The sequence below is a fragment of the Kitasatospora sp. NPDC033851 genome, assembly GCF_055576085.1.
In genome coordinates this window covers 156,492-176,004 of the sequence record NZ_JBVIRL010000019.1, presented here as the reverse complement: position 1 = coordinate 176,004, position 19,513 = coordinate 156,492, and the positions used below count along the sequence as shown (strand labels likewise).

The 19,513-nt window shown below is 74.1% G+C and carries 7 protein-coding genes; 6 read left to right on the top strand and 1 reads right to left on the bottom strand.

All coding sequences use genetic code 11. From position 1 onward, the window contains the following. The first annotated feature begins 22 nt into the window (after window positions 1-22). The 4 genes from ACZ51D_RS30675 (at window position 23) to ACZ51D_RS30660 (ending at window position 14,970) form a co-directional block, all read left to right on the top strand. Entirely contained in the window at window positions 23-6,382 is a 6,360-nt protein-coding gene (locus tag ACZ51D_RS30675; RefSeq protein ID WP_465664037.1) for an amino acid adenylation domain-containing protein, read from the top strand. Beyond that, entirely contained in the window at window positions 6,379-12,852 is a 6,474-nt protein-coding gene (locus ACZ51D_RS30670) for an amino acid adenylation domain-containing protein (protein ID WP_465664036.1), read from the top strand. Before ACZ51D_RS30675 ends, ACZ51D_RS30670 begins: the two co-directional genes overlap by 4 nt. A 144-nt stretch (window positions 12,853-12,996) precedes the next feature. Next, entirely contained in the window at window positions 12,997-14,055 is a 1,059-nt protein-coding gene (gntD, locus tag ACZ51D_RS30665) for a guanitoxin biosynthesis L-enduracididine beta-hydroxylase GntD (protein ID WP_465664034.1), read from the top strand. Window positions 14,056-14,169: 114 nt separating this feature from the next. Continuing rightward, window positions 14,170-14,970 carry an SDR family NAD(P)-dependent oxidoreductase gene (locus ACZ51D_RS30660; protein ID WP_465664033.1) on the top strand — a complete coding sequence of 267 codons (801 nt, stop codon included), beginning with the start codon at window positions 14,170-14,172 and terminating at the stop codon, window positions 14,968-14,970. 139 nt (window positions 14,971-15,109) lie between these two features. Here ACZ51D_RS30660 and ACZ51D_RS30655 read toward each other — a convergent pair whose 3' ends face one another. Beyond that, on the bottom strand, window positions 15,110-16,846 hold the full coding sequence (locus tag ACZ51D_RS30655; RefSeq protein WP_465664032.1) for an acyl-CoA dehydrogenase family protein: 1,737 nt from the start codon (window positions 16,844-16,846) through the stop codon (window positions 15,110-15,112). 204 nt (window positions 16,847-17,050) lie between these two features. Here ACZ51D_RS30655 and ACZ51D_RS30650 point away from each other — a divergent pair, with 204 nt between their 5' ends. Beyond that, entirely contained in the window at window positions 17,051-18,064 is a 1,014-nt protein-coding gene (locus ACZ51D_RS30650; RefSeq protein ID WP_465664031.1) for a ferritin-like domain-containing protein, read from the top strand. A gap of 101 nt (window positions 18,065-18,165) precedes the next feature. Further along, the gene (locus ACZ51D_RS30645) at window positions 18,166-19,425 is read left to right on the top strand and encodes a beta-ketoacyl-[acyl-carrier-protein] synthase family protein (protein WP_465664030.1); all 1,260 of its coding nucleotides are present in this window, start codon (window positions 18,166-18,168) and stop codon (window positions 19,423-19,425) included. The last annotated feature ends 88 nt before the right edge of the window (window positions 19,426-19,513 follow it).

Here is a 19,513-nt window from a genome sequence, read left to right as displayed (position 1 = left end):
CCGCCGCGGAGAGGAGCCAGGTGTGTACCGGGCAAGCGATCAAGAAGGATCCGGTCCGCACTCGTCGATCCGCGAGGCCGGGGACCGTACGCCGCTGACCGCCGGGGACCGTACGCCGCTGACCGCCGCGGGCCGGGCGCTGTGGCTCGCCCAGCAGTTCGCGCCGGACTCGCCGAGGTTCAACCTGGTGCGCCGCTTCGAGATCCGCGGCCCGCTCGACCCCGAGCTGTGGCACCGCGCGATCCGGCAGGCGCACGCCGAGAGCCAGGTCTTCGAGGTGCGGCTGGGCGAGGACGCCGACGGCCCGTACCAGGAGTTCCTGGGCCGTTCGAACGCCGGCTGGGACATCGTCGACCTGTCCGACCGGTCCGACCCGGAGCTGGCCGCCCACCGGTGGATCGCCGAGCGGATGCGCACCACCTACGACCTGCGGCGCGGCCCGGTGGGCGAGGACGTGCTGCTCAGGCTGGGTGCCGGCCACTGGTTCTGGTACAGCAGCTACCACCACGTGCTGACCGACATCCAGGGCCTGGCCATCCTCACCGAGCGGATCAACGCGCTCTACAAGGCGATGGTCGCCGGCGCCGAGCCGGGCGGCCGCCCGCTGCCGTCCGCCCTGCTGCTGCCGCTGGAGGAGCGCGCGTACCTGGCCTCGGAGCAGTACGAGGCGGACCGCGCGTACTGGCTGGAGCGGATGACCGACCGGCCCGAGCCGGTCACCGTGGCCCCCCGCGCCGCCGACCGGGTGGGCGACGTGCTGCGCGCCCAGACCCTGCTGACCTCGACCTACGTGACCGCGCTGCGCAAGCTCGGCCGGCGCCGCCGCACCGACTGGACGGCGGTGGTCGCGGCCGGAGTGGCCGCCTACCTCAGTGGTCTGAGCGGCCATCAGGACCTGGTCCTCGGGCTGACCGCGACCGTCCGGCGCACCGACGCGGCCCGCACCACCCCGGGCATGCTCGCCAACGAACTGCCGCTGCGCGTCCGGCTGGACGCGGCGATGACGGTGGGCGAGCTGATCGACCACACCTCCGCGCGGCTCGGCGAACTCCTCACCCACCAGCACTTCCCGCACGAGCACATCCGCCGCGAGCTGGGCATGCGCGACGCGGGCGACCGGCTGTTCCACGCGGCGCTCAACCTGGTGCCCACCGGCGACCGCGCCGAGCTCGCCGGCTTCCCGGCCACCGTGACCGGCCTCAACGCCGGCCAGGTGCCGGACCTGGTCCTCACCTTGTTCCCCGACCCGGCCGGCGGGCAGCACGTCCGCCTGGAGGGCAACGAGGCCCGCTACGACCAGGCCGACCTGGACGCCCACACCGTCCGGCTGCCGGCCTTCCTGCACCGCCTCGCCGAGGCCGACCCGGACACCCCGCTGGCCCGCCTGCAGCTGACGACGGCGATCGAGCAGGACCGGGTGCTGAACGACTTCAACGACACCGAGTGGCCGACCGAGCGGGTCACCCTGCCGCAGCTGTTCGAGCGCCAGGCCGCCCGCACCCCCGACGCCGACGCGGTGGAGTTCGAGGGGCGGACCCTCACGTACCGCCTGCTCGACGCCCGGGTCAACCGCCTGGCCCGGATGCTGGTGGAGCGCGGGGTGCGCCGCGGCGGCATCGTCGCCGTCGCCCTGCCGCGCGGCCTGGACAACCTGGTGGCGCTGCTCGCGGTGATGAAGGCCGGCGCCGTCTACCTCCCGGTGGACCCCGGCTACCCGGCGGACCGGGTGGACGGGATGCTCGACGACGCCGGGCCCGACCTGATGGTCACCCGGCACGCCGACGGGCTCCCGGGCCGCGACGGCCTCGCCGCGGTCCACCTCGACGACGCCGCGGTGGCCGCCGCGCTGGACGCCGCCGACCCCGCCGAGCCGGCGCCCCCGACCGCGCCGACCCCGGCCGACCTCGCGTACATGATCTACACCTCGGGCTCCACCGGCCGCCCCAAGGGCGTGCTGGTGCCGCACACCGGCCTGGCCGACTTCGCCGAGTCCCAGCCCGGCGTGCTGGCGCTGCGCGAGGGCGAGCGGGTACTGATGATCAGCTCGCCCAGCTTCGACCCGTCGGTGTGGGAGCTGTCGGTCTGGCTGATGTGCGGCGGCTGCGCGGTGATCGCCCCGCCGAAGCTGATGCCCGGCCCGCAGCTGGCCGAGTTCATCGCCGGGCACCGGGTCAGCTGCGTGGGCACCGTGCCGTCGGTGCTGGCCGCGTTCCCGCCCGGCTCGCTGCCGGACGACCTGATCATCGCGGTCGGCGCGGAGGCGCTGCCCGCCGAACTGGTCCGCCGCTGGGGCGGCGTGCACCGGCTGCACAACGTGTACGGCGCCACCGAGAGCACCGTGTTCACCACCATGACGGGGCCGCTGACCGGCCCCGGCACGCCGTCGATCGGCTCGCCGCTGCACAACGCCCGGGTGTACGTCCTGGACGGGCTGCTGCGCCCGGTGCCGCCCGGCGTCACCGGTGAGATCCACCTGGCCGGCCCCGGCGTTTCGGTCGGCTACCACCGCCGGCCCGGCCTCACCTCGCAGCGCTTCGTCGCGGACCCGTGGGGCCCGCCCGGCAGCCGGATGTACCGCACCGGCGACAACGGCTCCTGGGGGCCGGACGGCAAACTGCACTTCGTCGGCCGCAGCGACCACCAGGTGAAGATCCGCGGCTTCCGGGTCGAGCTCGGGGAGGTGGAGTCCAGACTCACCGCGCACCCCTCGGTCGCCCGGGCCGCCGTGGTGGCCCGCGCCCAGGGCAGTGCGCGCCGCCTGGTCGCCTACGTGGTGCCCGCGCCCGACGCCGAGGTGGAGCCCGCCGAGCTGCGCGCCTGGGTCGGCCGGACCCTGCCGGAGCACATGGTGCCCGCCGCGGTCGTTGCCCTGGACGCCTTCCCGCTCACCTCCAACAACAAGATCGACCGGGACGCGCTGCCCGAGCCCGACATCCGCGGCGGCGCCACCCGCCGGCCGCCGCGCACCCGTACCGAGACCGTGCTGTGCGAGTTGCTGCACGAGGTGCTCGGCGCGCAGGAGATCGGCATCGACGACAGCTTCTTCGACCTGGGCGGCGACTCCATCACCGCCGTCCAGCTCGCCGCGCGGGCGGTCAAATCCGGGCTCGCGCTCACCCCGCAGGACGTCCTGACCTACCGCACGGCCGCCACCATGGCCGCGGTCGCCGACGGCGGCCGGGCCGCCGACCTCGACCGGTCGCTGCTGACCGACGCCGGGGGCCCGGCCGAAGGCCTGCCGCTGACCCCGCTGCAGCAGGGCATGCTGTTCCACTCGCTGTACGCGGACGACACCGGCGCCGACCCGTACATCGGCCAGATGGTGTTCGACCTGACCGGCGAGATCGCGCCGGACCGGCTGCACGCCGCCTGCGACGCCCTGGTCGCCCGGCACGACGCGCTGCGCGCCCACTTCGCGCTGGACGAGCTGGGCGAGGCCCGGCAGACCATCCCGGCCGCGGTGACGGTGCCCTGGGCCGAGCACGACCTGCGCGGGCTCGGCGCCGAGGAGCAGCGGGAGCGCACGGCCGAACTGCTGGCCGCCGACAAGGCGACCCGCTTCGACCTGGCGAAGCCGCCGCTGCTGCGGTTCGCCGTGATCAGCACCGCCGACGACCGGCACCTGCTGGTCTTCACCAGCCACCACGTGCTCTTCGACGGCTGGTCCGTCGGGATCATGCTGAAGGACCTGTTCGCGGCCTACTCCGAGGACTCCGAGGTGTCCGATCGGAACGAGCCGTCCGAGCCGGTCTCCTTCGCGGCCTACCTGCGCTGGCAGGACCGTCAGCCGAAGGACACCGCCGCGGACGCCTGGAAGCGCGCGCTGGCCGGGGTCGAGCAGCCCTGCCTGGTCGCCCCCGGGGCGGCGCTGACCACCGAGATGCCCGCGCTGACCCGCCGGGCGCTGTCCGAGAAGCTCTCCGCGGACCTGAACCGCACCGCCCGGACGGCCGGCCTGACCGTCAACACCGTCTTCCAGGGCGCCTGGGCGGCGCTGCTCGGGCAGCTGACCGGCCGGGACGACGTGGTCTTCGGCACCTCGGTGTCCGCCCGGCCGCCGCAGCTGGCCGGGATGCAGGACCTGGTCGGCCTGGTGATGAACACCGTCCCGGTGCGGGTCAGGCTCTCCGCCGAACGGCCGCTGTCCGAGCTGCTCACCGAGGTGCAGGCCGAGCAGGCCGCGCTCGGCGCGCACCACCACCTGGGCCTGGCCGACATCCAGCGCGGCCTCGGCCTCGGCGAACTCTTCGACACCACCATGGTGTTCGAGAACGCGCCGGCCGACCGTGAGGCGATCCGCCGGACCCTGCCGGGGCTGCGGATCGGGGTCGCCGAGTCCGACCGCACGGGGGTCACCCACTACCCGCTCACCCTGATCGTCCACCCCGGTCCGCGGCTGCGCCTGGAGCTGACCCACCGCGCCGACCTGTACCCCGCCGAGCAGGCGCAGGCGCTGCTGGAGCGGCTGGAGCGGTACCTGCTGGCCTTCGTCGGGCAGCCCGAACTGCCGCTCGGACGCGTCGAGTTGGTCGACGCCGAGGAGTGCCGCACGCTGGTCGGGGCGTGCAACGACACCGCCATGGCGCACCAGGAGGGCACCCTGCACGGGCTGTTCACCGCCCAGGCCCGCCGCACGCCGGACGCCGAGGCCGTGGTGTACGGCGAGCGCCGGGTCGGCTACGCCGAACTCGACGCGCTGTCCGGGCGGTTGGCCGCCACCATGGCCGCCGGGGGGATCGGCCCCGGCGACGTGGTCGCGGTGGCGCTGCCGCGCGGCGTGGACCTGGTCGTGGCGCTGCTCGCGACGCTGCGCACCGGCGCCGCCTACCTCCCGCTGGACCCGGAGTACCCGCCGGAGCGGGTGCGGGCGATGACCGAGGACGCCCGTCCGGCGCTCACGCTGGACGAGCGGAGCTTCGCCGAGCTGTCGGCGCGCGAGAGCGCGGGCCCGGCGCCGGACCGCGCGGTCGACCCGGTGCACACCTCGTACGTGATCTTCACCTCGGGGTCCACCGGCCGCCCGAAGGGCATCGTGGTCGCCCACCGCGGCATCGTGAACTACCTGCGCTGGATGCAGCGTTGCTTCCCGCTCGCGCCCGGCGACCGGGTGCTGCAGCGCACCTCGATCAGCTTCGACCCGTCGGTGTGGGAGATCTTCTGGACCCTGCACGTCGGCGCGACGATGGTGGTCGCGCTGCCGGAGGCCGACCAGCACCCCGGCTACCTGCCGGAGCTGATCCGCACCGAGCGGATCCACACCGCGCAGTTCGTGCCGTCCACCCTGGAACTGTTCCTGCTGGAGCCCGGCGCCGCCGAGTGCGGCAGCCTGCGCCAGGTGTTCTGCGGCGGCGAGAAGATGACCGCCGGTCTGGTGGAACGTTTCCGCAAGGCCAGTGAGGCCGGCCTGCACAACCTGTACGGGCCCACCGAGGTCTCCGTCTACACCACCACCTGGCAGGCCGGGTCCGAGACCGGCACCGCCGACGTCCCCGTCGGCAGCCCGGCCGACAACCTGCGGGTGTACCTGCTCGACGGCGCCCTGCGCCCGGTCCCGGCCGGCCTGCCCGGCGAGATCTACATCGCCGGCACCGGCGTCACCGACGGCTACACCCGCCGTCCGCTGCTCACCGCCGAACGGTTCGTCCCCGACCCCTTCGGCCCGCCCGGCACCCGGATGTACCGCACCGGCGACCTCGGGGTACGCCGCCCCGACGGAGCGGTGCGCTACCTCGACCGCGCCGACCACCAGGTGAAGATCCGCGGCCACCGGATCGAACTCGGCGAGATCGACTCCGCACTGTCCGCGGTGGACGGCATCCGGCAGGTCGCCACGGTGGTCCGCGAGGACATCCCGGGCAGCCCGCGGATCGTCTCGTACGCGGTGCCCGAGCCCGGGGCGGTGCCCGACCCGGACACCGCCCGCAAGCAGGTCGCGGAGCAACTGCCCGAGTACATGGTCCCGTCCGTGATCGTGCCGCTGACCGCCCTGCCGCTCACCCCCAACGGCAAGCTCGACCGGGCCGCGCTGCCCGCTCCGCAGGCGGGCCGGCGGGAGCGGCGCGAGCCGCGCACCGACCGCGAGCGCCTGCTGTGCCGCCTCTTCACCGAGGTGCTCGACGGACAGCAGGTGGGCATCGACGACAACTTCTTCGACCTGGGCGGCGACTCCATCGCCTCCGCCCGACTGGCCGGCCGGGCTCGGATCGCCGGCCTGTCCCTCACCCCACGGGACGTGTTCCGTCACCGCACCGTGGCGGCTCTGGCGGACGTCGCCACCGAGACCGAGCCCGAGGCGGCCGTCGCCCCGCCGGCGGCGCCCCGGCTCGAACTCGACGCCGACGAGCTCGCCGAACTCGAAGCGCACTGGAGAAGTGGGAAATGAAGCCGACCTCGTTCGACGCGATCTGGCCGTTGACACCGCTGCAGGAGGGCATGCTCTTCCACGCCCTGTACGACGGCGGGCACGAGGGCGTCGACCACTACAACATGCAGCTCCCGATCGAGCTGACCGGCCCGCTGGACCGGGCCGCGCTGCGCCGCGCCGGCGAGCTGGTCGTGGCCCGGCACCCCGCGCTGCGCGTCGGGTTCCTGCAGCGCCGCTCGGGCGAGCCGTTCCAGGCCGTGGCGTCCCAGGTGGAACTGCCGTGGGCCGAGGTCGACCTCACCGGGCTCGCCCCGGCCGAGCATGAGACCCGGCTGCGCGAGGTGCTCACCGAGGAGCGCCACCGCCGTTTCGAGATGGCCCAGCCCCCACTGCTGCGGTTCACCCTGTGCGCGCTGGCCGCCGACCGGCACGTCTTCGTGCTGACCAACCACCACATCCTGATGGACGGTTGGTCGATGCCGGTGGTCGTCGAGGACCTGTTCCGGATCCTCCACCACGGCGGCGACGCCACCGCCCTGGACCCGGCGGTCTCCGTCGGCGACTACCTCGGCTGGCTGAGCGCCCGCAACCGCGCCGCCACCGAGGCCGCCTGGGGCAAGGCGCTGGCCGGCCTGGAGGGCCCGACCCTGCTCGGCCGCGGCGCCGACCCGGCCGGCGGAACCGTGTCCCAGCAGCGGATCCGCCTGGAACTGGACGAGGAGCGCTCCCGCGCGCTGGCCGAGGCCGCCCGCGGCCGCAACCTCACCGTCAACACCGTCATCCAGGGCGCCTGGTCGCTGCTGCTCGCGCTGCTGACCGGCAGCGACGACGTGGTCTTCGGCTGCACCGTGGCCGACCGCCCGGCCGCCGTCCCCGGCGTGGACCGGGTCGTCGGCCTGCTGATCAACACCGTCCCGGCCCGGGTCCGGATCGACCGCACCGAACCGTTCGGCGCCCTGCTCGACCGCGTCCAGGACGAGCAGGCCGAACTCACCGAGCACTCCTGGCTCGGCCTCGCCGACATCCACCGGATCAGCGGCCACGACAGCCTCTTCGACACCACCATCGCCTTCGAGAACTTCCCGCTGCCGGCCTCCGCCCGCGGCGTCGACGTTGCCGGTCTGCGCCTCGCTCTTGCCGGTGAGGCCGTCGACGAGGTGCCGGAGGGCACCCACTACCCGCTCAGCCTCGCCGTCTTCCCCGGCCCGACCACCGTCTTCGAGCTCAACTACCGCGCCGACCTGTACCCGAAGGAGCGGGCCGAGGCGCTGCTGGAGCGGCTGAGCCTGCTGGTCGGCCACGCCGTCGAGCGGCCGGACACCCCGGTCGGCCGGCTGCCGCTGCTCACCGGGGAGGAGCGCCGCCGCATCGACCGCGCCGCCGCCCCGGCCCCGGTCGCCACACCGCCCGGCACCCTGGTGCGGCTCTTCGAGGAGCAGGCCGCCCGCACCCCGGACGCGCCCGCGGTCAGCTGCGGCGCCGAGCGGCTCACCTTCGCCGCGCTCAACACCGCCGCCAACCGGCTGGCCCGGCAGCTCGTGGCCCGCGGCGCCGCCCCCGAACGGCCCGTGGTGATGGCCCTGCCGCGCACCGCCGAGGCCGTCGTCACCCTGCTGGCGATCCTCAAGTCCGGTGCGGTGTACGTGCCGGTGGACCTCGAGCAGCCCGCCGAGCGGATCGCCGCCGTCTTCGCCGAACTGCGCCCGCACCTCGCGGTCACCACCGGCGCGTCCGCCGCCCGGCTGCCCGAGGGCACCGAGCGGCTGCTGCTGGACGAGCTGCCGCTGGAGGCCGACGGCGCCGACCTCACCGACGCCGACCGGCTCGCCCCGCTGTGCCCGGAGAACCTGGCGTACACCGTCTACACCTCCGGCTCCACCGGTCGCCCCAAGGGTGTCGCGATCGAGCACCGGTCGCTGGCCAACATGTTCCACAGCCACCGCAACCACCTGTTCGAGCCGGAGCAGGCCGCCGCCGGCCGTCCGCTGCGCGCCGCGCTGACCAACTCCCTGGTGTTCGACGCCTCGTGGAGCCAGCTGCTGTGGATGGTCGGCGGGCACGAGCTGCACCTGATCGAGGAGGAGCTGCGGGCCGACCCGCACGCCCTGCTGGACCACGTCACCCGGCACGGCATCGAGGTGCTCGACACCACTCCGAGCTTCGCCCGCCGGCTGATCGCCGAGGGGCTGCTCGACGAGGGCCGTACGGTCCGCGTCCTCGCGCTCGGCGGCGAGGCCGTCGACGAGCCGCTGTGGCAGCGGCTGCGCGCCGTCGAGGGCCTGTCCGCGTACAACCTGTACGGGCCGGCCGAGTGCACCGTCGACCCGATGTACGCCCGCTTCGCGGCGCACGAGCACCCGGTGATCGGCGGCCCCGCCGACAACCTGCGGGCCCACCTGCTGGACGACGCGCTGCGGCCCGTCCCGCCGGGCGTGACCGGCGAGCTGTACCTGGCCGGCGCCGGCCTCGCGCGCGGCTACCTCGGCCGGCGGGTCCTCACCGCCGAGCGCTTCGTCGCCGACCCGTTCGGCGAGCCGGGCGCCCGGATGTACCGCACCGGCGACCGCGCCCAGCGGGACGACAACGGCACCCTGGTCTTCCTCGGCCGCACCGACGACCAGATCAAGATCCGCGGCTTCCGGGTCGAGCCGGGCGAGATCGAGGCCGTGCTGGCCGCCGACCCGAGCGTGCGGCACGCCGTCGTGGTGGCCCGCGAGGACCACCCCGGCTCGCCGATGCTGGTCGGCTACGTGGTCGCCGCGCCCGGCGCCACCGCGGACGGCGCGGCCTTGCGCGCCCGGGCCGCCGAGGTGCTGCCCGGCTACATGGTGCCGACCGCCGTGCTGGTCCTGGACGAGCTGCCGATGACCGTCAACGGCAAGGTGGACAAGGCGGCCCTGCCCGCGGTCCGCTTCGACGGCGCGGGCGAGGGCGGCGAGCCGCGCGACGAGCAGGAGGAACTGCTCCGCGGGCTGTTCGCCGAGGTGCTGCGGGTCGAGAAGATCGGCATCCACGACAACTTCTTCAACCTGGGCGGCGACTCGCTGCTTTCCATGCGGCTCTCCTCGCTGGCCCGCCGGGCCGGGCTCGCACTGAGCCCCCGGGACGTCTTCCTGCACCGCACGGTGGCCGCCCTGGTCGCCGCCGCCCGGGACGCCGAGGACGCGGAAGCCGCCCAGTCTTCGTCCGAGGGCCCGCTGCCCGAGAGCGCGCCGCCCGAGGGCCCGCTGTCCGAGGGCCCGCTGCTCGAACTGGCCGCCGAGGAGCGCGCCGAGATCGACGCCGCCCACCCCGACGCCGTCGAGGTGTGGCCGCTGACCTCGCTCCAGCAGGGCATGCTCTTCCACGCGCTGCTCGCACCCGACCGCGTCGACCCGTACATCACCCAGCAGGTCTTCGACCTGGACGGGGAGGTGGCGCCCGCCGTCCTGCGCGCCGCCTTCGACACGGTGCTCGCCCGGCATGCCAACCTGCGCGCCCGCTTCGTACGGCTGAGCTCCGGCCGGGCCGTGCAGGTGATCCCCGAGCGGGTCGAGGTGCCGTGGCGGGAGGTCGACCTCGGCGCCCTGGCCCCCGCGGAGCAGGGCCGCCGGGTCGAGGAGCTGGTGGCCGAGGAGCACGACCGCCCGTTCCCGCTCGGCTCCGCCCCGCTGCTGCGGGCGCTGCTGGTCCGGCTCGCCGGCGACCGCCACGTGCTGGTCGTGACGGACCACCACCTCCTGCTGGACGGCTGGTCGGTGCCGCTGATCTACCGCGAGGTCTTCGCCGCGTACGCCGCCGGCGGCTCCGCCGAGGGACTGCCCGAGCCGATGCCGTTCCGCCGGGTGCTCGCCTGGCTGTCCGGCCGGGACGGCGCGGCGGCGGAGCGGGCCTGGGCCGGGGCCCTCGCGGGCCTGGACGAGCCCACCCTGGTCGCCCCGAACGCCGACCTGTCGGTGCTGGCCGCACAGGGCACCGCCCACGAGGTCCTGGACGCCGACGCCTCCGCCCGGATCACCGCCGCGGCCCGCGCCGCCGGGATCACCGTGAACACCCTGCTCAACGGCGCCTGGGCGATCGCCCTGGAACGGCTGACCGGCCGCGGCGACGTCGTCTTCGGCGCCGCGGTGTCCGGGCGCGCGCCCGAGCTGCCCGGCGTCGAGGACGCGATCGGCCTGGTCATGAACACCGTGCCGTTCCGGGCCGTGCTCGACCCGGCGGAGCCGCTGTCCGCCGCCCTGGTCCGGATGCAGACCGAGCAGTCCGAGCTGATCGCCCACCACCACCTCGGGCTGCCCGAGATCCAGCGGGCGGTCGGCCTCGGCGAACTCTTCGACACCATCGTCGGCTTCGAGAACGCCGGCATCGACCATGCCGAGGTCGCCCAGCCCGTACCGGGCCTGGGCATCGGGCTGCGCGAGCCGTCCGTCCCCGGCTCCGCGCACTACCCGCTGCGGCTGCTGGTGCGCCCGGGCGAGCACCTGGACGTCAAGCTCCACTACCGCACCGACCTGTACGGCGCGGCGGAGGCCCGCGACCTGCTGGCCTCGGTGCTACGGGTGCTGGAGACCTTCGCCGAGGCGCCGCGGACCCCGCTCGCCGGGCTGGACCTGCTGTCCGCGCCGACCCGGGAGGCCGTCCTGGAGCGGTGGGCGGCGACCGCCCCCGCCGAGCCCGCGGCCACCATCCCGGCGCTGTTCGCCCGGCGGGTCGCCGAGCACCCCGAGGCGCCGGCCGTGCTGACCGGCACCGAGGAGCTGAGCTACGCCGAACTCGACGCCCGGGCCAACCGGTCGGCGCGCGTCCTGCTGTCGCACGGGGCCGGCCCGGAGCGCATCGTCGCGGTCCTGCTGCCCCGCACCGCCGAGCTGGTCACCACGATCCTGGCGATCTGGAAGAGCGGCTCCGTCCACATGCCGGTGGACACCGACTACCCGGCCGACCGGATCGAGTTCATGCTCACCGAGGCCCGGCCGGACCTGATCCTGGCCGCGCCCGACGCCGTGGAGAAGATCCCGGCGGAGCTGCGCGACCGGGTGGTGACCACGGACCGGCTCACCGCCCCGGCGGACACCCCGTCCGGCGAGGTGACCGACGCCGAGCGCGGCCGCCCGCTGCTGCCCGCCTGCGGCGCGTACGTCATCTTCACCTCGGGCTCCACCGGCCGTCCCAAGGGCGTCCTGGTCACCCACGCCGGCCTGGCGAGCTTCCTGGCCACCCAGCGGCGCCACCTGGACCTCGGCCCCGGCCGCAAGGTGCTCTGGTTCGCCTCGCCCAGCTTCGACGGCGCCATGGGCGAGCTCAACACCGCGCTGCTGAGCGGCTCCTGCGTGGTCGTCGGCAGCTACGAGGAGATGCTGCCCGGGCAGCCGCTGGCCGACTGGGTGGCCCGGACCGGGGTGCAGACCCTGACCATCCCGCCGTCCTCGCTGGCCGCGATGGCCGACGGCAGCCTGCCGGCGGGGATCACCGTCGTCACCGGCGGCGAGGTCCTGCCGCCCGAGCTGGTGGCCCGCTGGGCCCCGGGCCGGCGGATGCTGAACATCTACGGCCCCACCGAGACGACGATCATCGCGACCGTCGGCGGACCGCTGGAGCACGGCGTCGCCGTGTCGATCGGCGTCCCGGTCGTCGGCGCCCGGATCCGGGTCCTCGACCACTGCCTGCGCCCGCTGCCCGCCGGCGTGCCCGGCGAGGTGTACATCTCCGGCGCCGGCCTGGCCCGGGGCTACCTGCACCGGCCCGACCTGACCGCGCACCGCTACGTCGCCGATCCGTTCGGCGCGCCGGGTGCCCGGATGTACCGCACCGGCGACATCGCCCGCTGGCTGCCGGACGGTCGCCTGGACTACCTGCGCCGGGCCGACGACCAGGTGAAGCTGCGCGGCTTCCGGATCGAGCCGGGCGAGATCGAGGCCGTGCTGGCCGCCGACCCGAGCGTGCGGCACGCCACCGTGCAGCTGCGCGAGGACACCCCCGGGTCGCGGCGGCTGGTCGCCTACGTGGTGCCGGCCGGGCCGGACGGCACCGACCCCGCCGCGCTGCGCGACCGGGTCGCCGCCCACCTGCCGGAGTACATGGTGCCGGCCGCCGTCGTCGAGATCCCCGAGCTGCCCACCACGCCGCACGGCAAGCTGGACCGGGCCGCGCTGCCCGCCCCCCGCTTCGCCGCGGCCGAGGGCAGCCGGGCGCCGCGCACCCCGCGTGAGGAGCTGCTGCGGCAGCTGTTCGTCGAGGTGCTCCAGGTCGAGCGGATCGGCATCGACGACAGCTTCTTCGCGCTCGGTGGCGACTCGATCATGTCGATCAAGCTGGTCACCGCGGCGCGCGAGGCCGGGCTGGAGATCTCCCCGCGGGACGTCTTCACCCACAAGTCCGTCGCCGAACTGGCCGCCGTGGTCACCGAATCGGCGCCGCAGGCCGCCGCCGACGAGGCCGAGGAGCCGCTCATCGACCTCGACCAGGACGAACTCGACGAGTTCATCGCCAAGTTCGCCGACGAGGACTGACCGACCCGGGCGGAGGAGCCGGCCGGGACCCTGCTCGGCCCTCCGCCCGTGACACCACCCCGTCGCCTGCCCCGGGCGGGCGGCACAGGACCATCCGTCCGCCCCACCGGCCGAACAGGTCGGAGAACAGCAAGGGAACATCTGATGATTCGTCAAGAACGCTCCGCTGCCACCGCTCCGACCCCGCTCCGGGGCCGGCCGGCGCAGTACACCCTGAGCGCGGACGAGGCCGCCGAACTGGCCCGGGCCGCCCACAAGATCGCCGACGACTGCGGCAACCCCCTGGACGAGGGCTTCTACGACCGCGCCTGGCAGTTCGACCGGATGCTGCCGGTCGGCCTGCAGTCCTTCCTGGCCGACTTCCGCCGCCGCGAGCCCGCCGCCGCCTGCCTGGTGCACGGACTCCCGGTGGACGACGCCGAGCTCGGCCCGACTCCGGCGCACTGGCGCGACGCCATCGCCTCGGAGTCGGCCCGCAGCCAGGAGGCCATGCTGGCGCTGGTCGGCATCGCGCTGGGCGAGCCCTTCGGCTGGGCCACCCTCCAGGAGGGCAGCATCATCCAGAACGTCCTGCCGATCCGCGGCGACGAGGACCGGCAGAGCGGCTACGGCAGCGAGGCCCTCCTGGAGTTCCACACCGAGGACGGCTTCCACCCCAACCGCTGCGACTACCTGGTCCTGTTCGGCCTGCGCAACGCCGACGAGGTGCCGACCATCGTCGCCTCCGTCCGGGACGCCGAACTCGACGACCGCACCCGGGAGGTCCTCTCCCAGGACCGGTTCCACATCCTCCCGGACACCGAGCACATCCGGCAGCTGGAGACCTCCGACCCCGGCCACCCGGCGCTCGCCAAGCTCCGCCGGATGGCCGACGACCCCGCGCCCACCAGCGCCCTGTTCGGCGACAGCCTCTCCCCGTACCTGCGCATCGACCTGCCGTTCATGCGCTGTGTCGGCGACGACCCGGAGGCCGTCGAGGCCCTGGACCGGCTGATGGCGGAGCTCACCCGGGTCCAGCAGGAGGTCGTGGTCGGCCCCGGCACCCTGCTGGTCGTGGACAACTACCAGGCCGCGCACGGCCGGCGCTCCTTCAAGGCCCGGTACGACGGCACCGACCGCTGGCTGAAGAAGATCACCGTCAGCCGCAACCTCCGCCGCAACCTGGCCGGTTACGCCCCCGACCGGCACCGGGTCATCGTCTGATCCCCAGGGCCCGTCCTCGCCCCGCACCCGCACACCCGCCCCGCACCCGCACACCCGGCCCGGGCCCGGCCGCTCCGGCGGCCGGGCCCGGCATCTTTCGAAAGGCCCTCGTCCATGCGCACAGTCATCGTCTCCGGCGCCTCCAGCGGCATCGGGAAGGCCACCGCCGAGCGGTTCGCGGCCTCCGGCGACCACGTGGTCAACCTCGACACCACCAAGCCCGCGGCCCCGGCGGCGGGCCTGGACGGCGGCGCCGGCACGGTGAGCTTCCTCGAGGTCGACGTCGCCGACTGGCAGGCGGTCAAGGAGGCCGTCGACACCGTGCACGCCGCCCGGGGCGGCCTCGACGTGGTGATCGCCAACGCCGGCATCAGCGTCCGCGGCGGGGTGCTCGAGCTGACCGAGGCCGACGTGCGCCGCGCCATCGACGTCAACCTGGTCGGCGTGCTGGCCCTGTGGCGGCACTCGGCGCCGTACCTGATCGAGCAGGGCCACGGCGTGCTGCTCGCCACCGCCTCGGTCAACGGCAGCCGCGGCTACCCGCTCTACGCGCCGTACAACGCCACCAAGGCCGGGGTCGCCTCGCTCTGCCAGACCTTCGCCATGGAGCTCAGCCCGCTGGTGCGCACCGCGTGCGTCACCCCCGGCGCGGTGCTGACGCCGATGCAGCGCGCCGAGTACACCGACGCGATGCTGGAGGAGGTCAACGAGCGCATCCCGGCGCGCCGGCACGCCTCCCCGGAGGAGATCGCCGGGGTGTTCCACTTCCTCGCCTCCGACCAGGCCGGGTTCGTCACCGGCCAGGAGTTCGTGGTGGACGGCGGCGAGACGGCCGGCGCCACCACCGCGTTCTTCCCCGGACCCCTCGCGCCGCAGCCGCGGCCCGACCAGGACGCTCCCGAAGGCGGCAAGTGACCACGGACAACCGTCCCGTCCACCATGCCGGTCACCCTGGTGCCCAACTGACGGCCGATTAGGGGAAGTTGCGCGAAGGCGGCGCCGACCTCGGGTCGGAGCCGCCTTCCGTCGTCGCCGTCCTTGTCCTCGGCCCGGGTCAGCCCCGCGCGCCGTGCTCCAGCACGGCCTCGAGGCCGAAGTACCGCCGGCCGGCCCGGCACTCCTCCATCACGGCCTCCAGCCCCGGCAGGTACGCCTCCCGCTCGTCCAGCACCACGTCCCGGTCCAGGCGCTGCAGCAGCCGTCGGAGCACCAGGACGAGCCAGCCGGCGTCCGGCGCGGCGCCCCGGTTGTGCAGCCAGACGTGCACGCAGGAGGCGGCGGCGTGGAACACGCAGTGGTCCTCCGCGGTGCGTGAGCCGGCCACCGAGGCCGCCTCGATGCCGTGCTCCGCGATGCGCCCGTACAGCGCGGCCCGGCGGCGGTCCAGTTCGGCCACCACCTCGGCCAGGTCGCGGGCCTGCCCGGGCGCGCACTCGGCCGCGGCCACCCGGGCCAGCCGCTCCACCGCGGTGCCCCAGCCCCGGGTGATCTCGTCCTGCCCGTTGGTCGCGAGGGCCAGCCTGTTGCCGTCCGGCTCCCAGACCGGGGCCTCGGCGGAGAGGTCGAACAGCCGGGCCAGCAGTTCCTCTCCGCCTTCGGTGGGCCGGTCGGCGAGCGGGGCCAGCGCGGCCAGCTGGGTCGCGATGTTGAACAGGTTGACGTGCGTGGTGCCCTCGAAGATCGAGGTGATGCAGTGGTCCCGGCGGATCTTCTGGAAGGCGCCGGAGGCGACCAGTTCGCGCAGGTAGCTGCGGGCCGCGAGCACCTTGGACATCTGCTCCAGGGTCTCCTCGCCGATCACCGGCACCAGGTACTTGACCACCGAGGACCACAGGGCCAGCCGGGCCGGGGCGAGGGTCAGCGCCCGGGCCACCGGGATCGCCACGCAGTCGCAGATCAGCAGGTCCAGGTGCGCGTCGACGAGGTGCTGGCGGACCACCGGGAGCCGGTAGATCTCGGCGCCGTACAGCCGGCGCTCGTGCGCGTAGTCCAGCCCGATCCGCAGCGCGGCGTCCATGCTGCCCAGGGACATGCCGCCGATCGCGGTGCGGGTGATCTGCAGGGTGCGGACGGTGTCGATCAGGGCGCGGCCGGGTCGGCCGATGACCGCGCCGGCGGCGAGCACCCGGGAGCCGGTGAACCTGACGCCGCTCACGTCGTGGCCGCGCAGGCCCAGGGCGCGGACGATCGGCTTGGGTTCGACGCTGTCCGGGTCCAGCTCGCGCCGGTCGGCCAGCAGCAGCATCGGGCCGCGCGGGCCCTGGGCGAGCACCGTGTAGAAGCGGGCCCGGTTGCCGTTGCCGACCGGCCACTTCTCGCCGTCCAGGACGTAGTGCTCGCCGTCGAGCACGGCGGTGGTGGCCGTGGTGGTCAGGTCGCTGCCGACCTCGGCCTCGGAGATGCCGAAGCACAGCTTGTCCCCGGTGGTCACCGCCTCGGCGATCCGCTTCTGCTGCTCGGGCGTTCCCCACAGCCAGACCGGCTGGCAGCCGAGCATGCTGGAGCCGAACATCACCGCCATGGTCAGGTTGCGGCGCGCCAGCGAGCGGGTCACCGCCAGGACCGACTCCAGGTTGAGCATCCGCCCGCCGGCCACCGCCGGGACGAGGCGCTCCGGCAGGCCCCAGTCCAGGAGCAGCCGCTCCGCGCCGGGCGGGACCTCGCCGAGTTCCTCGTGCGCCACGACCTCGGCGAAGGAGTACGGGCCGGACGGGTCCAGCGGGTCGCCCAGCAGCCCTTCGAGCTCGGCGGTCAGCTGCCGGGTCGGACGGGGAACGGAATTCGGCTCCATACGGCTGGCTCCTGTGCGCGGGAATACGGAACGCCCAGCGGTGTTCCGGTGCAGTGTCGCCAGGGGGCTTTGTGTCGTTCCAGGCAGGGGCGCAGGCAACTCATCATGCCTGCAAGTTGCCCAGTGAGTGCCTAGGTTTTCGCGTGCCTTTCGCCCGAGAGTATCCGGTGTGGCAGTACGTCAATCCGAAGGGGCCCGGCGGCGATGACTACCGAATTCCACGAGCGCGAAACCGTGCTGTTCACCCTGGACCGGACCAGGGAGAGTCTGATGGAGGTCGACGCCGCGTTCAAGGCCAATCTCAACTGGAACTACGGCGAACGCAACAATCGCCTCTGGTCGCTCTACGAGAAGAGCAAGATCTCGCAGTGGAATGCCGCGACCGATATCGACTGGAACCACGAGGTCCGGTTCGGCTCGCTGCTGAACGAGGGGCAGAGCACCGGGTTGCAGAACTTCCGCGGCGAGGGCAGCCCGGTTCCCGAGGAACTGATCAACCAGTTCCGGTGGGAGTACCTGTCCTGGATGATCAGTCAGTTCCTGCACGGTGAACAGGGCGCCCTGGTGACCACCGCCCGGCTGGTGGAGACCGTGCCCGACATGGAGGCCAAGATCTACGCGGCCGCCCAGGTCGCCGACGAGGCGCGGCACGTCGAGGCGTACGCCAAGTACGTCGACGAGAAGCTGGGCAACTCCTACCCGATCAACCCGGGCCTCAAGTCGCTGCTGCGCGACCTGCTCACGGAGTCGGACTGGGACATCGTCTACCTCGGCATGCAGGTGATCGTCGAGGGCCTCGCCCTGGCGGCGACCCGCCTGGCGGGCACCGGCTTCGGGGAGCCGATCATCACCCAGATCACCCGGATGATCGCCAAGGACGAGGCGCGGCACATCGGCTTCGGCGTGGTCTCGCTCACCGGCATGTACGAGCAGATGAACAGCAAGGAGCGCGCGGGGCGGGAGGAGTTCCTGCTGGAGTCGGTCTTCCTGATGTCCCGCCGCTTCCTGCTGCGCGAGGTGTGGGAGCGCATGGAGCTGGACGTCGAGGCCGGCATCACCTTCGCGATGAACGACCCGATGATGTTCGGCTACCGCCAGCTGCTGTTCCAGCAGGTCATCCACATCCTGCGGCAGGTCGGCCTGCTCAGCCCCAAGCTGCGCGACCTGTTCCTGAGCGAGCAGCTGGCCAAGCCGGAAGCCTTCGTCGGCATCGACTGACCCGCCGGGCGACCGGCGCCGCCATCCGAACGACGAGAACAACAAGAACGACGAGAACAACAAGAACAACGAGAACGACAAGAACGAATCGGAGGAGCCGCGTGCCTGTGCAGCGCGACGACGTCGTCATCACCGGGCTCGGCGCCACCACGCCGCTGGGCGGCGACGCCCGGTCCACCTGGAAGGCACTGCTCGACGGGGTCTCGGCGGCGGTCGCGATCACCCAGCCCTGGGCCGAGGACCTGCCGGTGCGGATCGCGGCCCCGGCCGCCGTGGAACCGGCCCCGCTGATCGACCGGGTCCAGGCCCGGCGCACCGACCGGTCCGCCCAGTTCGCGCTGCTGGCCCAGCGGGAGGCCTGGCGGGACGCCGGCTTCAGCACCGCCGCGGGCGCGCCGGGGCACCCGGAGTCGGAGCGCCTCGCGGTGGTCATCGGCAGCGGCATCGGCGGCCTGAGCACCCTGCTGCCGGCGCACGACCTGATCCGGGCCGGGGACACCCGCCGGGTCTCGCCGTTCACCCTGCCGATGCTGATGAACAACGCCGCCGCGGCGCTGTGCGCGCTGGAGCTGAACGCCACGGCGGCGGCCCACGCGCCCTCGACGGCCTGCGCGGCGGGCGCCGACGCCATCGCGGCCGGGTTGGACCTCATCCGGCTGGGCCGGGCCGACGTGGTGGTGGCCGGCGGCACGGAGGCGGTCATCAACCCGATGGCGATCACCGCCTTCGCGGCGATGAAGGCGCTGTCCCGCAACAACGACGCCCCGTCCTGCGCCTCCCGGCCGTTCGACAAGCAGCGGGACGGCTTCGTCCTCGGCGAGGGCGCGGCGGTGCTGGTGCTGGAGTCCGGTGAGCACGCCCGGCGGCGTGGCGCCCGGATCTACGCCGAGTTCGCCGGGGCCGGGGCGAGCGCCGACGCACACCACATCACCCGCCCGCACCCGGACGGCGAGGGGATGGCGCGGGCCATCCGGCGCGCGCTCGCGGACGGCGGGGTGGAGCCGGCCGAGGTCGGCTACGTCAGCGCGCACGCCTCCTCCACCTCGGTGGGCGACGCGGCCGAGGCGCTGGCGATCCGTACCGTGCTGGACGGCGTGCGGCCGGCCGTGTCGGCCGTCAAGTCCTCGGCCGGGCACCTGATCGGCGCCTCCGGCTCACTGGCCGCGGTGGCCACCGTCCTGGCCCTGCACCACCGCACCGCCCCGCCCACCATCAACCTGGACGACCTGGACGACGCGATCGACCTGGACGTGGTCCGCCTCGCGCCCCGCCCGCTGCGCGCCGGTCCGCTGGTGGCGCTCACCCAGAGCGCGGGCTTCGGCGGGCACAACACCGTGCTGGCCTTCCGCGCCGGGGCCTGAGCCCCGGACCCGGGCCCCGGACACGAACCGGTCGGACCCGGGCCGCCCGGACATGGGTCCGCCCCCGGGCCAGGTCGGTGCCTGGCCC